Source organism: Sagittula sp. P11, assembly GCF_002814095.1.
In the GTDB taxonomy this organism is placed as follows: domain Bacteria; phylum Pseudomonadota; class Alphaproteobacteria; order Rhodobacterales; family Rhodobacteraceae; genus Sagittula.
On the sequence record NZ_CP021914.1, the window covers coordinates 251,492 to 265,452 of the forward strand.

The following is a 13,961-nucleotide window of genomic DNA, read 5'->3' on the forward strand; positions in this document are numbered from 1 at the left end:
TTCCGGCCAGCTTTGTTGGGCCTTGCTTCGATGGTCTGCCGGATGGTCGCCGGGATCAGACCCCGTCGTCCAGCAGTTGAAGTGCGCCGGAATAGTTCGGCTCCATCGCCGCGATATGCCGGGTCAGCAGGTCCTGCAGCGCGTCCGGGTCGCGTGCCTCGACCGCGTCGGCGATCATGAGGTGTTCCGAATAGGTCGTGTGCCGATGCAGGCTGAGCTGTGCCGACAGATGCACGCGTAACGCGGCAAGACGGCCCGAAGCGATGTCGAAGGCCTCGCAGAAGAACGGGTTTCCGGCGTTCTCGAAGAAAGTGTTGTGAAAGGTGGTGTCGGCCTCGGCATAGGCGAGGGAGTCGTCGGCCGCCCGGGCGGTGTCCATCATCGAGATCGCTTCGCGAAGCCCCTGCAGGGTGGCCTCTGGAGCGCGCTCCAGCGCAAGGCGGCTGACCAGACGCTCGAGGTGCAGGCGGTAGTCGACCAGCGCGCGAAGTTCCTCCGCGTCGGGCTTGAAGACAATGCTGCCCCGGCGCGGCAGTATGTTGATCAGCCCCTGCATCTGCAAAATGGTCAGCGCCTCTCGGACGGGCGTGCGGCTGACATCCATTGCGACGGCGATCTTCTCCTCGGACAGCGGCTCACCCAGAGCGATTTCGCGGCGCAGGATCGCCTCCTTCAGGCGTTCGGCCACCGTCGCCGCCAGCGATTGCGGGCGGTTGATGGGGCTTTTCTTCATCGGATTGACGTTCTTGTTCGCTTTCAGTGCCATGCCCCGATGCCTTTTTCTACCCGATCCCGCCGACTGTACCCGATGGCTCGGGCAGGTCCAATATATGGACAATTGACATACTGTATACCAGTTAATACGAGGATGAGGGATTGGTAAGGAGACAGGCATGAGGGTGCTGGTAACGGGAGGCGGCGGTTTCATCGGAGCGTGGATCATCCGCAGGCTGGCGGAGGCCGGGCACGATCCGGTCGTGTTCGACATGCATCAAAATCGCGGGAAGGTTGCGGAAATCGCCGGACGCGATCTGGCGGACCGGATCGACTGGCACGTCGGCGATATCGTCCGGACGGACCCGGTGATCGCGGCGGCGCAAGGGTGCGACGGACTCGTCCACCTTGCGGGCGTGCTGACGCCCGCCTGCCGCGACAATCCGGTGTTGGGCGCAGAGGTCAACCTGATCGGCACGCTGAACGCCTTCCTCGCCGCCCGCACCCATGGCATCCGCAACGTCGCCTACATGTCGAGCATGGGGGTCTTCGGACCGGACGGCGGCGCAGAGCCGCGTCCCACGACGCTTTACGGTGCCTTCAAGTTGGGAGCCGAGCACAGCGCACGCGCCTTCCACGCCGAAGACGGCATCAGCTCGACCGGTTTTCGCCCCTACGTGGTCTACGGGCCCGGTCGCGACGTGGGGATTTCGGCAGGGGCGACCCTCGCCTGTGAAGCCGCCGCGCGGGGCGAGTCCTATACCATCCCTTTCACGGGTCCCATCGACATGATCCATGCCGACGACGTCGCGCGGATCTTCCTGTCCGCGGTCGAGGCTCCACCGGAGGGCGCCAATGCTGTCACCCTGCTGGGCCGGGAGACCGACACGGCTGCCATCGCCCGGACAATCAACGAACTGGCGCCCGGGGCCCGGATCGACGCGGCTGGACCGCCCATGCCCATCGACGGACCCAAGGCGGAACCCGCGCTGGCCCGGCTCTTCCCCGAGTGGCAGCCCATGACCCTGAAGCAGGGCCTTTCCGACACCATCGCATTCTACCGGAGCCGCACATGAGACGTTTCGAGGATCAGGTCGCCATCGTAACCGGCGGGGCGCGCGGCATCGGGCTGGGCATCGCCCGCCGGCTGACACAAGAGGGCGCGCAAGTCGTCGTCTGGGACCTGGCCGATGTCGCGCCGGGCCAATCCGATGCCCCGGCCGCAGAGATGAAGGTGGACGTCACCGATCCGGCCTCGGTCGAAGCCGCGACGGCCGACGTCTTGTCGCGCTTCGGACGGATCGACGTCTTCGTGAACAACGCGGGCATCAATGGTCCCGTCGCCGATGTCGAGCACTACGACCTGGCCGACTGGAAACGGGTGATCGACATCGACCTCACCGCAGTCTTCCTGTGCTGCCGTGCGGTGATCCCGCAGATGAAGGCCCAAGGCTATGGTCGGATCGTCAACATCGCCTCGATCGCTGGCAAGGAGGGCGTGCCCGGGATCGCCGCCTATGCGTCGGCCAAGGCCGGTGTCATCGGGCTGACCAAGTCGCTGGCCAAGGAACTGATCCGCACCGGGATCCTGGTCAATGCCGTGGCCCCGGTGATGGTCGAGACCGATCTCCTTCAGCAGATGACACCCGAGCATGTGACGGCGAGCAAGGCCAAGATCCCTATGGGTCGCCTTTTGCAGATCGAGGAACTGGCCGCACTTGTCGCCTTCGTCGCCAGCCCGGAGAATTCCTTCACCACCGGCGTGGCTTACGATGCCTCGGGCGGGCGCGGCACCTACTGAGGCGCCGTCCGAAACGGGACAGGCTCAGGGCCTGTCCCAATCCGGGGCCCAGTCGAAATCGCTCTTGCGGTCCTGCCGGTCCAGCGCCGCGATCTCGGCCATTTCCGCATCGCTCAGCTCGAAGTCGAAGATGTCCAGGTTCGCGCGGATATTCTCGGGCCGGGACGAGCGCGGGATAGCCGCCACGTTGTCCTGCTGCACCAGCCAGCGCAGGGTCACCTGGGCGGCAGACTTGCCGTGTGCCTCGCCAATACGGGTGATCGTCGGATCCTGGAAGACTTCGCCGCGGGCGATGGGCTGGTAGGCCGTCAGCAGCATGTCGCGGCTGCGCGCATCGGCCAGCAGTTTGTCCTGTGCAAGATACGGGTGATACTCGACTTGGTTCACCACAAGGTCGGCGCCGCAGGTGTCGACCGCCTCGGCCAGCAGCGGGATCGTGAAGTTACTGACCCCGATGCTGCGGGTCCTGCCGCTGTCGCGCATCTCGGCAAAAGTGGCGAGCGTATCGGCCAAAGGCACTTCGCGCGTCGGCCAGTGCACCAGAAGCAGGTCGACCGCATCCATCTGCAGCCGGTCGAGGCTTTCGGCGACGCTCTGTCGGATCTGATCGGGCGCCAGCTTGTCGAACCAAACCTTTGTGGTGACGAACAGCTCGTCCCGCGGCACGCCGGAATCGCGAATGGCCTGGCCGACCTCTGCCTCGTTGCCGTAGCGGGCCGCGGTGTCAATGTGACGATAGCCGTGTTCGATGGCGGTGCGGATGGCCGCGACGCCTGAGTCGCCGGTCAGCTCAAAGGTGCCCAGGCCCAGGGCCGGAATGCGGATGCCTTTTACGGTCTTGTGGATCATGTGGTTTCCTTTCACACGGTCAGGATAATTTTCGCGGCAGCTAGGGTGCCCGCGTCGATGTCGGCGAAGGCGCGGCTGCCGCATGACATGGGGCGTCGCTCGACCCAGCCCAGATCGCCCAGAGCCCCGGCACGCAGCAGGGCGATGGCCTGCCGGAAGTCCGCCATCGTGTAGCAGTAGGCACCCAGGAAGGACAGTTCGCGCAGGGTCAGCGCCCGCACATCCACACCTTCGCTGCCGGGCAGAAGGCCACTGTGGACGATCACCCCGCCGCGCCGCGCCAGGGAAAAGGCCAGTGTGCGCGTGGCCGCGGCACCCACAGCGTCGAAGAGCATGTCGGCGTCACCGGGCACGGACGCCTGCTCGGGCGCGACGGCGCAGATCCGGGCGGAGGCCGCCTCTGCCGTGGCCCGCCGCGCGGCGGAGGTCTCGGCCAGCGTCACGTTCCGGGCGCCTTCGGCGATCAGCACCAGTGCCGTCGTCAGGCCGATTGCCCCGCCGCCCAGCACGACCAGCCGCGCGGTGGACAGCGGTTCTGCCAGTGCACGCATCCCCAGACGGACCGCATGCACCGAAACGGCCAGAGGCTCTGCCAGGGCGGCAACGTCAAAGGGCATATCATCAGGAATAGGGACGAGGTTGCGCTCGGGCACCAGCACGCTCTCGGCAAAGGCGCCCGCATGCGGCGGCAAGCCGATGTTGCGCTGCGCCTCGCAGAGCTGCGGGGCGCCGGACAGGCAACGTTCGCAGGTGCCACAGTTGAGGAAGGGATTCAGGGCCACCCGCTGGCCGTCGAGCGCTCCGCCCTCCACCACGCCCGCAGCCTCGTGGCCCATGATCATCGGTGGCACGCGGCGGGGATCGTGTCCGTGATAGCCGTGCATGTCCGACCCGCAGATGCCGCAGGCTGCAACCTTGAGAAGGACCATGTCTCCGCCGGGTTGCGGCGGCGGCACGTCCTCCCACTCCATCCGGGATTTGCCCTTGTACACGAGTGCCTTCATGAGAACCTCAGTAGAACAGCGACGGCAGGAAGAGGCTGATCCACGGCACGAAGGTCACCAGCAGCAGCGTCAGGAAGTTGATAAGCAGGAAGGGCAGAGAGGCGCGAACGAGCCGGCCCACAGGCACCTTCGCCACCGCAGCCCCGACATACAGGCAGTTCCCGACCGGCGGTGTCACCAGCCCTACGCCGAGGTTCACCACCATGATCGCGCCGAACTGCACAGGGTCCACGCCTTGGGCCACGGCCACGGGCAACAGGATCGGGGCAAAGAGGATCAGCGCCGGGACAAGGTCGACGAACATCCCGATCACCACCAGGAACAGGTTGATCAGGATCAGCACCACCCATGGGCTGGCGTCGAGACCGTTGAAGAAGCCGACGAGCGAGTCCGGGAACTGCTCGATGGCCACGACCCAGGCGACGACCGAGGTGGTGGCGACCACGAAGAGCGGGATCGCGGTGTTGACCGCCGCTTCGACGACAATGGTGCCGAGCTGGCGAAAGCTGAATTCGCGATAGACGACGCCCGCCAGGAACAGTGCGTAGACGACCCCGATCACGCCGGCTTCGGTGGCGGTGGTCAGTCCGGTGACGATGGCTCCCAGCAGGAATACCGGAAGAAGCAGCGCCAGGATCGCGTCCTTGAAAGCGGCCCAGAGTTCGGATGCGGGTGCGCGCCGTTCTGCCTGGGGCCAGCCCTTGCGCTTGGCCATGACGTAGACCGCGACCATGAGTAAAAGACCGACGAGGATGCCCGGAACCAACCCGGCCAGAAACAGTGCGCCGACAGACGTGCCCACGGTCACGCCGTAGAGGACCATCGGGATCGACGGCGGGATCAGAATGCCGATGGTCGACGAGGTGATGGTGATGGCGCCTGCGTCCTCGCGGCTGTAACCCTGCTTCTCCATCGCCGGGATCATCAGGCTGCCCACAGCTGCGGTATCGGCCACGGCAGAGCCAGACACGCCGCCGAAGAACATCGAGGAGGCGACGTTGACGTGCCCCAGCCCGCCACGGATGTGCCCGACCAGAGCTGTGGCGAGCCGCACCAGCCGTGCGGCAATCGAGGTTTCTCCCGCAAGTGCACCCGCCAGGATGAACAGTGGCACCGCGACCAGCGGAAACGAATAGACGCCGTTGACCATTTTGTGGGGGACCTGCGCCATCGGAAAGGTGCCGTCCAGCCAGAAGGCCCCCATCGCCGCTGCGCCGATTGCCATGGCAACGGGCACTCCGATCAACAGGAGCACGAAGAAGGCGACGAAGATCGTCAGGATCATGTTGGTGCTCCTTCACCCGGTCTGCGCAGCAGCCGGAAGAGGTTTTCCACGCTGCACACCGCCATGAGCAGGGCGGACAGCGGCATGCAGATGTAGAAGTAGCCGCGCGGGATCTTCAGCGCGTCCGAAAGGCTGTTCATCGCGCTCGACACGATCTGGTAGCCGTACACGGTCAACGCGCCCAGGAAGGCGAGGACGACCAGTTCCGCCACGATGCGGAAGCTCCACCGCAGCCGTTCGGGCAGAGCGTCGACCAGCGCGGTAAATGCGATGTGGCGTCGTTCGTAATAGGCCACGACCGAGCCGATGAACACGATCCAGACAAGAATGACGTTCGGCACCTCGGTGGCCCAGTACAGCGAGTTGCCGAGGCCGTAGCGCCAGAACACGCCCATCGCCACGCTGATCACCAGCGCGACGATGAGGATGCCGATAAACCAGCGCAGGACTTGGTTTATCAAAGCCACGTTACTTGGCCTCTAGAACGGCGTCGATGAGGTCGCGGCCGATTGTGTCTTCGGAGGCGGCATAGGATTCCTCGGCACCGGCGCGGAACGACTCCTTGTCGATGTCGCGGACGATGGTGACGCCCGACTCCTCGATCTTGTCGACCAGCGCGGCATTGGCCTCGCGGGCGGCGGCGACCTGGATCAGGCTTCCGGCCTTGGCGGCCTCCACAACGGTGTCCTTCACGTCATCGGGCAGACTTTCCCAGAACGATCGCGACAGCACGAATTCCGTCGGGATGTTGGCGTGGCCGGTCAGGCTCATGGTGGACTGAACCTCGTGGAACTTCGACGTCCAGATGTTCTCCGGCGGGTTCTCCTGAGCGCTCACCACACCCTGTTGAAGCGCCGAATAGACCTCTTCGAAGGGCAGCGGCGTCGGGTTCGCGCCCCAGGCCTTGAAGGCGGTCAGCCATGGCTGGACATTGGGAACGCGGATGTCGAGCCCTTGCAGGTCGGCGGCAGAGCGAACCTCGGTGCCGTTCGTGGTGATGTAGCGGAAGCCAAGCTCGCCCCACGCCAGCACCTTGAAGCCCTTTTCGTAGAGGATGTCGCTGAGCTGCGCCTCGACCGCGCTGTCCGAGTGGAGCACCGCGTCGACATGCGCGTCGTCGCGGTAGATCATCGGCAGGTTCAGCACGTCAAGCCGCGGGTCGATCTGACCATGACGGCCCATGATAGCTCCGTCCAGGGTGCCCAGCTGCATCGCCTCGAGGTACTCGGTCTCGGTGCCAAGCTGGGCAGCGGGAAAGACCTTGATGTCGAAGCGGCCCGGGAATTCTTCCTCCAGCACCTCTTCGAACTTGTCGAGCCACAGCGAATAGCTGTGCGTCTGCGGCATGTTGTGGGCGATGCGCATTGTGATTGTGTCCTGCGCCATGGCGGCACCGGCGCCAAGGCCGATGCTCACCGCCGCCGCGGTCATGGAAATCCTGCAAAGCAAGGCGTTCATGTTTTCTCCTCCCTGATTTTTCTGCCGCGCCTGCCGGATGTGACACCGGCGCATGGCAGCTGGCTGTCGCCGATACTTGGCAACTGACATACAGTATGTCAATAGTCTTGCAGACCCGTCGATATCCAAGAAGAAAGACCCGTCAGTGACCCGTTCTTACTGCCTCTCCTACCTCACGCTGGAACTGTCCCCGCCCGAGACCATCACCCTTGCAGCCAGGTCTGCTTACCAGTCCGCCGGAGTCCGGCTGATGCCCGCTCTGCCCGGCGGGCAGGCGTTTCCGCTGTGGAAAGACGCGGCGATGCTGCGCGAAACGGAGCGGGCCATCGCCGATACGGGCGTGCCCATCCACGACATCGAGATCGCCTGCATCGACGGCGAAACCCGCGTGGGCCACTGGATGCCGATGCTGGAGACCGCCGGACGGCTGAAGGCCCGGACCGTGATCGCGGCGGGCCTCGACAAGGACGAGGGACGCCTGACCGATACCTTCGCGGCCCTGTGCGAGGCGGCGCGGCCCTTCGGCCTGTCCATCAACCTCGAATTCACGCCTTGGGCGCCGCTGAACAGCGCCGCCGCGGCCCTGCGGGTCGTGACCGACGCCGACCAGCCGAACGGCGAGGTGCTTATCGACACCATCCACGTTGCCCGGTCCGCCACCACGCTGGACGATCTGCGAGGAATTCCCGCCACGCGGATGAGCTACCTCCAGATCTGCGACTGCCCCGCGAGCCCCGCCGAGTCCGTCGAAGACCTCCTCTTCACCGCTCGGCAGGAGCGGCTGCTGCCCGGCGAGGGCGGCGCGGACCTTGCGGGGATCGTGGGCGCCCTGCCCGCAGACCTGATCGTGAGCGTCGAGATTCCCAGCCACCGCCGGATTGCCGACATGGGCCATGCCGCCTGGGCAGAGTTTTGCCTCGCCGAGTCGCGGCGCGCGATGGCGGACTTCGACGCAAAGCGCCAGCCATGACCGAGCGCCCCCTGCCGCCCTTCGACACGGCCCGCCTCGACCGGCTGATGCAGGACGCCGGGGTCGACGTGCTGATCGCCTCGTCCAAGCACAACATCCAGTATCTGCTGGGCAACTACCGCTTCTTCATGTTCGAAGCGATGGATGCCATTGGGCTCAGCCGTTACCTTCCCCTTCTGGTCTACCCAGCCGGTCGGCCCGACCTCGCCTTTTACGTCGCCAATGCCAACGAGCGGTTCGAAGAAGAACTGAATCGTTTCTGGGTGCCCGAGGTCGTGGCGAAATCGCGCGGCTCGGTGGATGCCATGCACCTCGCGCTCGGGGGGCTTGCGGAGCGGGGGCTGACCCCGGGCGCATTGGCGGTGGAAACCGGATTCCTGCCTGCCGACGCATGGGAGTGTCTGCGCACAGGACTGCCGGCGACAAAGCCTGTGGACGCGGTCACGATCCTCGAAGAATTGCGCGCCGTGAAGCAGCCTTGGGAGCTGGACCTGCTGCGCGCCGCATCCGAGGGGGTCGTGGACGCCATGCAGGCCACCTTTGAGCAATTGCGCCCCGGCATGACGAAGAACGACGCCGTCGCGATACTGCGCCGCGAAGAAATCGCACGAGGCCTCACCTGGGAATATTGCCTGATCACCGCCGGTCAAAGCCTCAACCGGGCGCCGTCCACCCAGGTTCTGGAAGCTCAGGACATACTGTCGCTCGACTCGGGCGGTAATGTTCAGGGCTACCTCGGCGACCTGTGCCGCATGGGCACCCTTTCCGCTCCGTCGGCAGAACTGGAAGACGCCCTCGCCGCGATCGAAGCGGTGCAGCAGGCCGCACGGGTGCCGTTGCGGGCTGGCGTGGCCGGCCGGACGCCGTTCGACGCGGTTGCCGATCTTCTGGCCCGTCCGCGCGAAGGCTCCTTCTCGTTCGTGGTGCACGGTGTCGGGCTGATCACCCACGAAGCGCCCCGCCTGATGGACGACGGGCCGATCCCCTACCTCGCGCTCCACCGGGACCGCCCGCTGGAGGCCGGGATGGTGCTGTCCGTCGAGACGACATGGCAACACCCCCGGCTGGGGTTCATCAAGCTCGAAGACACCGTTGCCATCACCGAGACGGGTTGCGCGGCCTATGGCGACACCGCGCGGGGCTGGAACCTGCCCGGGTGAGCCCTCACACGGGTCCGGTCAGGGTTCCAGCAGGATTTTGACCCCTTCGCGCGCGGCCACGGCCTTCAACGCGTCCTCGAAGCGGTCCAACGGAAAGCGGTGGGTTACCAGGCGAAGGACTTTCGGCGCGACCTGCGGAAGCAACTTCATCAGCAGCCGCCAGGTCGGATCGTTATAGGCGCGCGAGCCAGTCAACTGCACCTCTTTCAGCACGGCGGGCGTGGTGACGAAGGTTGCGGGGCCATGGCATAGGCCGATCAGAGCGATCCGCCCGGCCTTGCGCACCAGTTTCAGCATGCTTTCCGCCACGGCCGCGTTGCCGCTGGTTTCGTAGATCACGTCGGCGCCCTCGGGACCAAGTGCTGCGGCAGGGTCATCCGCATCGACATCGACAGCCTCCATCCCCAGTTCACGGGCCAGCTCGAGACGACCGGCATCGGCGGCGACGCCGGTGATCACCACCCTGGAGGCCCCCGCCTCCAGCGCGAGGATGCCGCAGAGCAGGCCGATGGGCCCGGCGCCGACGATCAGCGCAGCATCACCGGCACGAAGCGGCACCTGCTCCATCACGGCGTGGACCGCAACGGCAAGCGGCTCCAGCAGCGGGGCGACGGCAGGGTCGACACCCTGCGGCAGGGCAAAGACCTGCGCGGCTGGCACGCAGACCATCTCGGTCCAGCCGCCGTCGATGTGCCCCCCCATCATGCGCCGGCGGTCGCAGAGGGTCGGGCGCCCAAGACCGCAATACCGGCAGGTCCCGCAACCGACCTGCGGGTTGACGCCGACGACCGTGCCCGGCGCCAAACTGCTGCCCTCGGGCGCTTCGACGACCACCCCGGCGAATTCATGGCCGATGACCACCGGAAAGTCCGGTGCGTACTGGCCCACCACCGCCTCGTGCCACCTCCAGATCGCGACGTCTGTCCCGCAGATCCCGGCGGCGGTGATGCGGATCAGCACCTCACCCGGACCACGGACAGGGATGTCCCTGTCCACAACCGCCATGCAGCCATCGCGCGGCGCCTGCTTGACGACCGCTTTCATTGCGCGGCAGCCATGTCTGCGGCGGAAAGCGCATAAGCGAGGTGATAGACGATGGTCTGCGGGTCGCTCAGGTTCAGGCCGCTGTTGCCAATGACCCGGTGGAATTCGGGCAGCGAGGCCTCGAGCTCGGGCTTGCCGCTCCCTTCGATCAGAACCACCACGTCAAAGCCTTTCTCGGCCATGCCGGGCCGCATCTCGGTTTCGCGGGTGCGGATGTCCGAGACCTCGTTGCGCGCGGCCCCGACATGCACGCAGGCGGCGCCGGTAACTGCCAGCAGGTCATCGCACAGTCCCTGCGCCCCGTCCTTCAGCGCGGCGTTTCCGCCCTCGGCAAGGGTCAGCCGGATCGTGGCCATCGCGCCGCCGTCGCCAACGCCGGACGACGCCAGCCGGTCGCAGGCGACCCTGAGGAAGTTGCGGAACGCAGGCTGCACCCGGCCGGACCATTCGGTCGGATTGTTGAGACGCTCCAGATAGGCGGGCGAGCGGAAGACCTCGACCGACTCGGCAGTGTAGATGGTGCCGTACCGATACCGCTGCCGGCTCTGGTCGATCAGTCGCTTGCCGACCAGAAAGCCCGGGATCGAGAGGCGCTCGGGCATGTGTTCGCGCGTGTGCCACTCCATGTATTCCGTTTGTGACGCGGGGTCGATGTCATGCCAAAGGGCCAGAAAGGCGGTTCCGGGCAGGGTCATGGTCAGGTCTCCTTCGAAGTGGCGGCATGTCGCGCCGCGACATGGCCGAATGTCAGTGCGGGTCCGATGGTGATGCCCGGACCGGGGTAACTGCCGCCCATGACCGACGCCATGTCGGCCCCGGCGGCGTAGAGGCCGGGGATAGGGGCACCAGCGGCATCCAGAACCCGGGCTTGGGTATCGGTGACGATGCCCATGGCGGTGCCGATGTCCGCAGGGTGCAGGCAGACGGCGTAATAGGGTCCCTCCCCCATCGGCCCGAGACAGGGGTTCGGCCCGATGTGGTCCGGATCGCCGAGGTTACGGGAATAGGCCGTTGAGCCGCGGTTGAATTCCGGGTCCCGCCCCTCCGCTGCATAGCGGTCGTTTCGCGCGAAGCTGTCTGCCAGCACTGCGGGATCGGCGCCGATTGCAGTGGCGATGGCTTTGATGTCGCGCCCCTCGGCAAGGTAGCCCTCGGCCACCCAAGGACCGAGGCGCCGTGTCATCGGGTGGATCACGCCCAGACCGTACTGACGGATGAACGCCGCGTTGCACACAAGGTGACAAGGGATCGCCCCGGCCCGGTACATGCCCTGAACAAACCGGTGGTACGAGGTCGATTCATCGACGAAGCGCCGCCCTGACGCATCCACCGCGATGATGCCGGGCTTGGCCCGGTCCAACAGCAGGTGGGGGAAGACAGCCTTGCTTCCGTCGGATCGCGTCCGAACCGACGCCGGTGCCCAGAAGGCCGCGGTCGAATAACCCCGTTCAAGCTGGCCACCGGCGCCAAGCAGCAGGTCCAGGCCACCGCCGGTATTGGTGTCAGGCACCACAGATTGCTCGGCCAGCGGGTCCGGAAACAGGTCCTGCCTCAGCCGGGCGTGATGCGAGAAGCCGCCAGTGCAGACGACGATGCCGCAGTGCGCCGCGATCTGTTGTTTCCCGATGGCAACGCCCGTCGCCCGCCCGTCCGAGACCACAATGCGGTCGACGCGGCATCCGGTGCGGATCTCGACCCCGCGGTCGATGAGAAAGGCAAGCAGGCGCCCGACCAGCGCGTTGCCCATGACAAGACGCCGCCCGCGCGGCCCGGTCAGCCGGTCTCGCCCGTGGCGAAGCATCAGCCCCGCCGCGTGGCGGAAACTGGCCAAACTCCGCGTGGCGCGCAGCAAGTGCCCGATGTCGGTTCGGTCGACCATCATTCCGCCCATGATCGTGAACTCCGGCAAGGGCGGCTTCACCAACCCGAAGGCGGATCCAAGTTTGCGCCCGTCGAAGGGCTGCGCCCCAAGCGCCCTGCCCCGGGTCACGGCGCCGGGCAGATCGGTGTGGTAGTCAGGATGGTGCGCAAAGGGTGCGAGATCGATCGCGCCCGCATTCTGCAGCTCCGCGACCATCTCGGGCGCGCGCGCGAGGAAGGCCTCTCGCATCTCGGCACGCGACTCGTTGCCCACCACGTGATCGAGGTACCGTCTTGCAGCGTTCGGATCGTCCTCTCTGGAAAGCATCGTGTTGGGCAACCAGGCACAGCCGGCAGAGATCGCGCATGTGCCCCCGACCCGGTCCGTCGCTTCCAGCACCACGACCCGCAACCCGGCAAGCGCAGCCGTCGCGCTGGCGGCAAGACCCGCGGCACCCGCACCGATCACCACAAGGTCGAACTCTTCTGCCTCATCCATCTGTGCGTGCTCCTTTGTTGGACTTGAAGCATCTGCCATACTGTATGTCAATTATCCGGATCAGTGTGAATGGCTGCAAAAGATCCTGAAAACCGAAGGCCCGCACACCTGCCCAACCGGAGCGCGCAGCGTGTCTCATTTGAGGCGGACAAAATCACCTTTGCACCTCGTCGCGCGGATAAAGCCGGACGCAAGTGGGTTGCCGCCTTAGGTTGATTATCAAGGCATCCGCCTGGACACACAGCCGACAGCAACGAACGGCGGTAGCAAGCGTAGGTGGTATGTGCCGCTTTCCTCCGCGATCAGGTGCGGCGAGGAATGCGCGGCGCGACGCAGGAAGGCTGGCAAGCCTCCAGTGGTTAGTTTGTCATGGCGATGCCCGGCACAATTCGGCGGTCTCAGGCAAGGCGAGCTTCACCGCCCGCGGACAGCCCGCACAACCCGACGATGGAGAAATCTAACGGTCACGTAAAACGCCCCGAGGCCAGCAAGTGCGCCACGCCGCTGTCGATGTGACGCGTCAGCAGCGCAACCGCTGCATCGGCATCGCGCCCGATCACCAGATCGCGCAGACGGACGTGATCCTCAACCACGCCCTGCCCCCGAAAGTCCAGAGCCAGCTGGTGATAGCGGGCGAAGCGGTCAAATATCGAAGCGTAGCTGCGCAGCAGGATCGGTTGATCGCAGGCTGCGATGGTAGCGTTGTGGAAGCCCCAGTCACAGGCCACCCAGCGGTCCACCACCGCAGGGTCGCCCGCGATCAGGGCGCGCTCGGCCACGGACAGCTTGTAGTGCGCGGCCACGACCGAGGCCTCCCACTCGATATCCCCCTGCGCGATGGCGGCGCGCAGCGCATGGCTTTCCAGCAAACCGCGCAAGACCGCCAGTTCCCGCAGCTCTCCGGCGCTGACCGTGCTCACCCTGAACCCTCGCTGGCCTTCGGCGGTCACCAGCTCCTCGACCGCCAGCCGGTTGAGTATCTCGCGCAGCGTCGTCACCGACGCACCGTAGATCTCCTTCATCCGGTCGAGTTTCAGCTTCTCGCCGGGCATTAGCTTGCCATGAATGATGTGCGAGCGGATGCGACGGTAGGCGACGTCGCCCACAGTGTCGCCATCCCGTTCAACCGTTTCGAAGCGCCAGGTTTCCATGCCGCAGTCTTACAACCCCTCGTGGGACCGTGCGAAGGGGCAATCCGCAGGGCAAAGGAAATCCTTGCGTCTTTTGCGCATTCCTGGCCACGATCAAACCCTGCGAACCGAACTGGGGCGCAGAGCCCTGCGTCCGGCAAGCCACGCAGTGTCCCAGCGACGTTGA

Annotated in this window: 14 protein-coding genes; 4 read left to right on the forward strand and 10 right to left on the reverse strand. The window is 65.8% G+C overall.

The window, feature by feature from the left end; genetic code table 11:
- Positions 1-55: 55 nt before the first annotated feature.
- The gene (locus CDO87_RS26925; RefSeq protein WP_198521911.1) at positions 56-766 is read right to left on the reverse strand and encodes a GntR family transcriptional regulator; all 711 of its coding nucleotides are present in this window, start codon (positions 764-766) and stop codon (positions 56-58) included.
- A gap of 127 nt (positions 767-893) precedes the next feature.
- Here CDO87_RS26925 and CDO87_RS23195 point away from each other — a divergent pair, with 127 nt between their 5' ends.
- Both CDO87_RS23195 and CDO87_RS23200 read left to right on the forward strand, forming a co-directional pair.
- On the forward strand, positions 894-1,790 hold the full coding sequence (locus CDO87_RS23195) for an NAD(P)-dependent oxidoreductase (protein WP_100931278.1): 897 nt from the start codon (positions 894-896) through the stop codon (positions 1,788-1,790).
- Positions 1,787-2,515 (forward strand): SDR family NAD(P)-dependent oxidoreductase, encoded by a 729-nt coding sequence (locus CDO87_RS23200; protein WP_100931279.1) that lies wholly within the window; start codon positions 1,787-1,789, stop codon positions 2,513-2,515. Before CDO87_RS23195 ends, CDO87_RS23200 begins: the two co-directional genes overlap by 4 nt.
- Positions 2,516-2,539: 24 nt before the next feature.
- Here CDO87_RS23200 and CDO87_RS23205 read toward each other — a convergent pair whose 3' ends face one another.
- The 5 genes from CDO87_RS23205 to CDO87_RS23225 are packed head-to-tail and all read right to left on the reverse strand — an operon-like array spanning position 2,540 to position 7,111.
- On the reverse strand, positions 2,540-3,364 hold the full coding sequence (locus CDO87_RS23205) for an aldo/keto reductase (protein WP_100931280.1): 825 nt from the start codon (positions 3,362-3,364) through the stop codon (positions 2,540-2,542).
- An 11-nt stretch (positions 3,365-3,375) separates the two neighbouring features.
- Positions 3,376-4,368 (reverse strand): zinc-binding dehydrogenase, encoded by a 993-nt coding sequence (locus tag CDO87_RS23210; RefSeq protein ID WP_100931281.1) that lies wholly within the window; start codon positions 4,366-4,368, stop codon positions 3,376-3,378.
- Between the two features lie 7 nt (positions 4,369-4,375).
- Positions 4,376-5,653 (reverse strand): TRAP transporter large permease, encoded by a 1,278-nt coding sequence (locus CDO87_RS23215; protein WP_100931282.1) that lies wholly within the window; start codon positions 5,651-5,653, stop codon positions 4,376-4,378.
- A complete protein-coding gene (locus CDO87_RS23220) occupies positions 5,650-6,120 on the reverse strand; it encodes a TRAP transporter small permease (RefSeq protein ID WP_100931283.1) in 471 nt (156 codons plus the stop codon). Before CDO87_RS23220 ends, CDO87_RS23215 begins: the two co-directional genes overlap by 4 nt.
- A 1-nt stretch (position 6,121) precedes the next feature.
- Positions 6,122-7,111 (reverse strand): TRAP transporter substrate-binding protein, encoded by a 990-nt coding sequence (locus CDO87_RS23225; protein WP_157815098.1) that lies wholly within the window; start codon positions 7,109-7,111, stop codon positions 6,122-6,124.
- A 145-nt stretch (positions 7,112-7,256) separates the two neighbouring features.
- Between CDO87_RS23225 and CDO87_RS23230 the strand changes: the two genes are divergently transcribed.
- Both CDO87_RS23230 and CDO87_RS23235 read left to right on the forward strand, forming a co-directional pair.
- Positions 7,257-8,081, forward strand: a complete 825-nt coding sequence (locus CDO87_RS23230; protein ID WP_157815099.1) for a sugar phosphate isomerase/epimerase — start codon at positions 7,257-7,259, stop codon at positions 8,079-8,081.
- Complete coding sequence (locus tag CDO87_RS23235) at positions 8,078-9,241, forward strand: Xaa-Pro peptidase family protein (protein ID WP_100931285.1); 1,164 nt, start codon at positions 8,078-8,080, stop codon at positions 9,239-9,241. The genes CDO87_RS23230 and CDO87_RS23235 overlap by 4 nt, the downstream gene beginning before the upstream one ends.
- An 18-nt stretch (positions 9,242-9,259) precedes the next feature.
- On the opposite strand, the gene CDO87_RS23240 is transcribed toward CDO87_RS23235, so the two are convergent.
- The 4 genes from CDO87_RS23240 to CDO87_RS23255 all read right to left on the reverse strand — a co-directional run bounded on the left by CDO87_RS23240 (position 9,260) and on the right by CDO87_RS23255 (position 13,795).
- The gene (locus tag CDO87_RS23240; protein ID WP_100931286.1) at positions 9,260-10,285 is read right to left on the reverse strand and encodes a zinc-binding dehydrogenase; all 1,026 of its coding nucleotides are present in this window, start codon (positions 10,283-10,285) and stop codon (positions 9,260-9,262) included.
- Positions 10,282-10,980: a hypothetical protein gene (locus CDO87_RS23245; protein ID WP_100931287.1), complete on the reverse strand. Its 699-nt coding sequence runs from the start codon at positions 10,978-10,980 to the stop codon at positions 10,282-10,284. Before CDO87_RS23245 ends, CDO87_RS23240 begins: the two co-directional genes overlap by 4 nt.
- A 2-nt stretch (positions 10,981-10,982) precedes the next feature.
- The gene (locus CDO87_RS23250; protein ID WP_100931288.1) at positions 10,983-12,644 is read right to left on the reverse strand and encodes an FAD-dependent oxidoreductase; all 1,662 of its coding nucleotides are present in this window, start codon (positions 12,642-12,644) and stop codon (positions 10,983-10,985) included.
- A 464-nt stretch (positions 12,645-13,108) separates the two neighbouring features.
- Positions 13,109-13,795 (reverse strand): GntR family transcriptional regulator, encoded by a 687-nt coding sequence (locus tag CDO87_RS23255; protein ID WP_100931289.1) that lies wholly within the window; start codon positions 13,793-13,795, stop codon positions 13,109-13,111.
- Positions 13,796-13,961 lie beyond the last annotated feature (166 nt).

Coding starts and splice junctions, on each gene's coding strand:
- CDO87_RS26925 (WP_198521911.1), bottom strand. CDS start 766: ATGGCACTGAAAGCGAACAAGAACGTCAATCCGATGAAGAAAAGCCCC.
- CDO87_RS23195 (WP_100931278.1), top strand. CDS start 894: ATGAGGGTGCTGGTAACGGGAGGCGGCGGTTTCATCGGAGCGTGGATC.
- CDO87_RS23200 (WP_100931279.1), top strand. CDS start 1,787: ATGAGACGTTTCGAGGATCAGGTCGCCATCGTAACCGGCGGGGCGCGC.
- CDO87_RS23205 (WP_100931280.1), bottom strand. CDS start 3,364: ATGATCCACAAGACCGTAAAAGGCATCCGCATTCCGGCCCTGGGCCTG.
- CDO87_RS23210 (WP_100931281.1), bottom strand. CDS start 4,368: ATGAAGGCACTCGTGTACAAGGGCAAATCCCGGATGGAGTGGGAGGAC.
- CDO87_RS23215 (WP_100931282.1), bottom strand. CDS start 5,653: ATGATCCTGACGATCTTCGTCGCCTTCTTCGTGCTCCTGTTGATCGGA.
- CDO87_RS23225 (WP_157815098.1), bottom strand. CDS start 7,111: ATGAACGCCTTGCTTTGCAGGATTTCCATGACCGCGGCGGCGGTGAGC.
- CDO87_RS23235 (WP_100931285.1), top strand. CDS start 8,078: ATGACCGAGCGCCCCCTGCCGCCCTTCGACACGGCCCGCCTCGACCGG.
- CDO87_RS23240 (WP_100931286.1), bottom strand. CDS start 10,285: ATGAAAGCGGTCGTCAAGCAGGCGCCGCGCGATGGCTGCATGGCGGTT.
- CDO87_RS23245 (WP_100931287.1), bottom strand. CDS start 10,980: ATGACCCTGCCCGGAACCGCCTTTCTGGCCCTTTGGCATGACATCGAC.
- CDO87_RS23250 (WP_100931288.1), bottom strand. CDS start 12,644: ATGGATGAGGCAGAAGAGTTCGACCTTGTGGTGATCGGTGCGGGTGCC.
- CDO87_RS23255 (WP_100931289.1), bottom strand. CDS start 13,795: ATGGAAACCTGGCGCTTCGAAACGGTTGAACGGGATGGCGACACTGTG.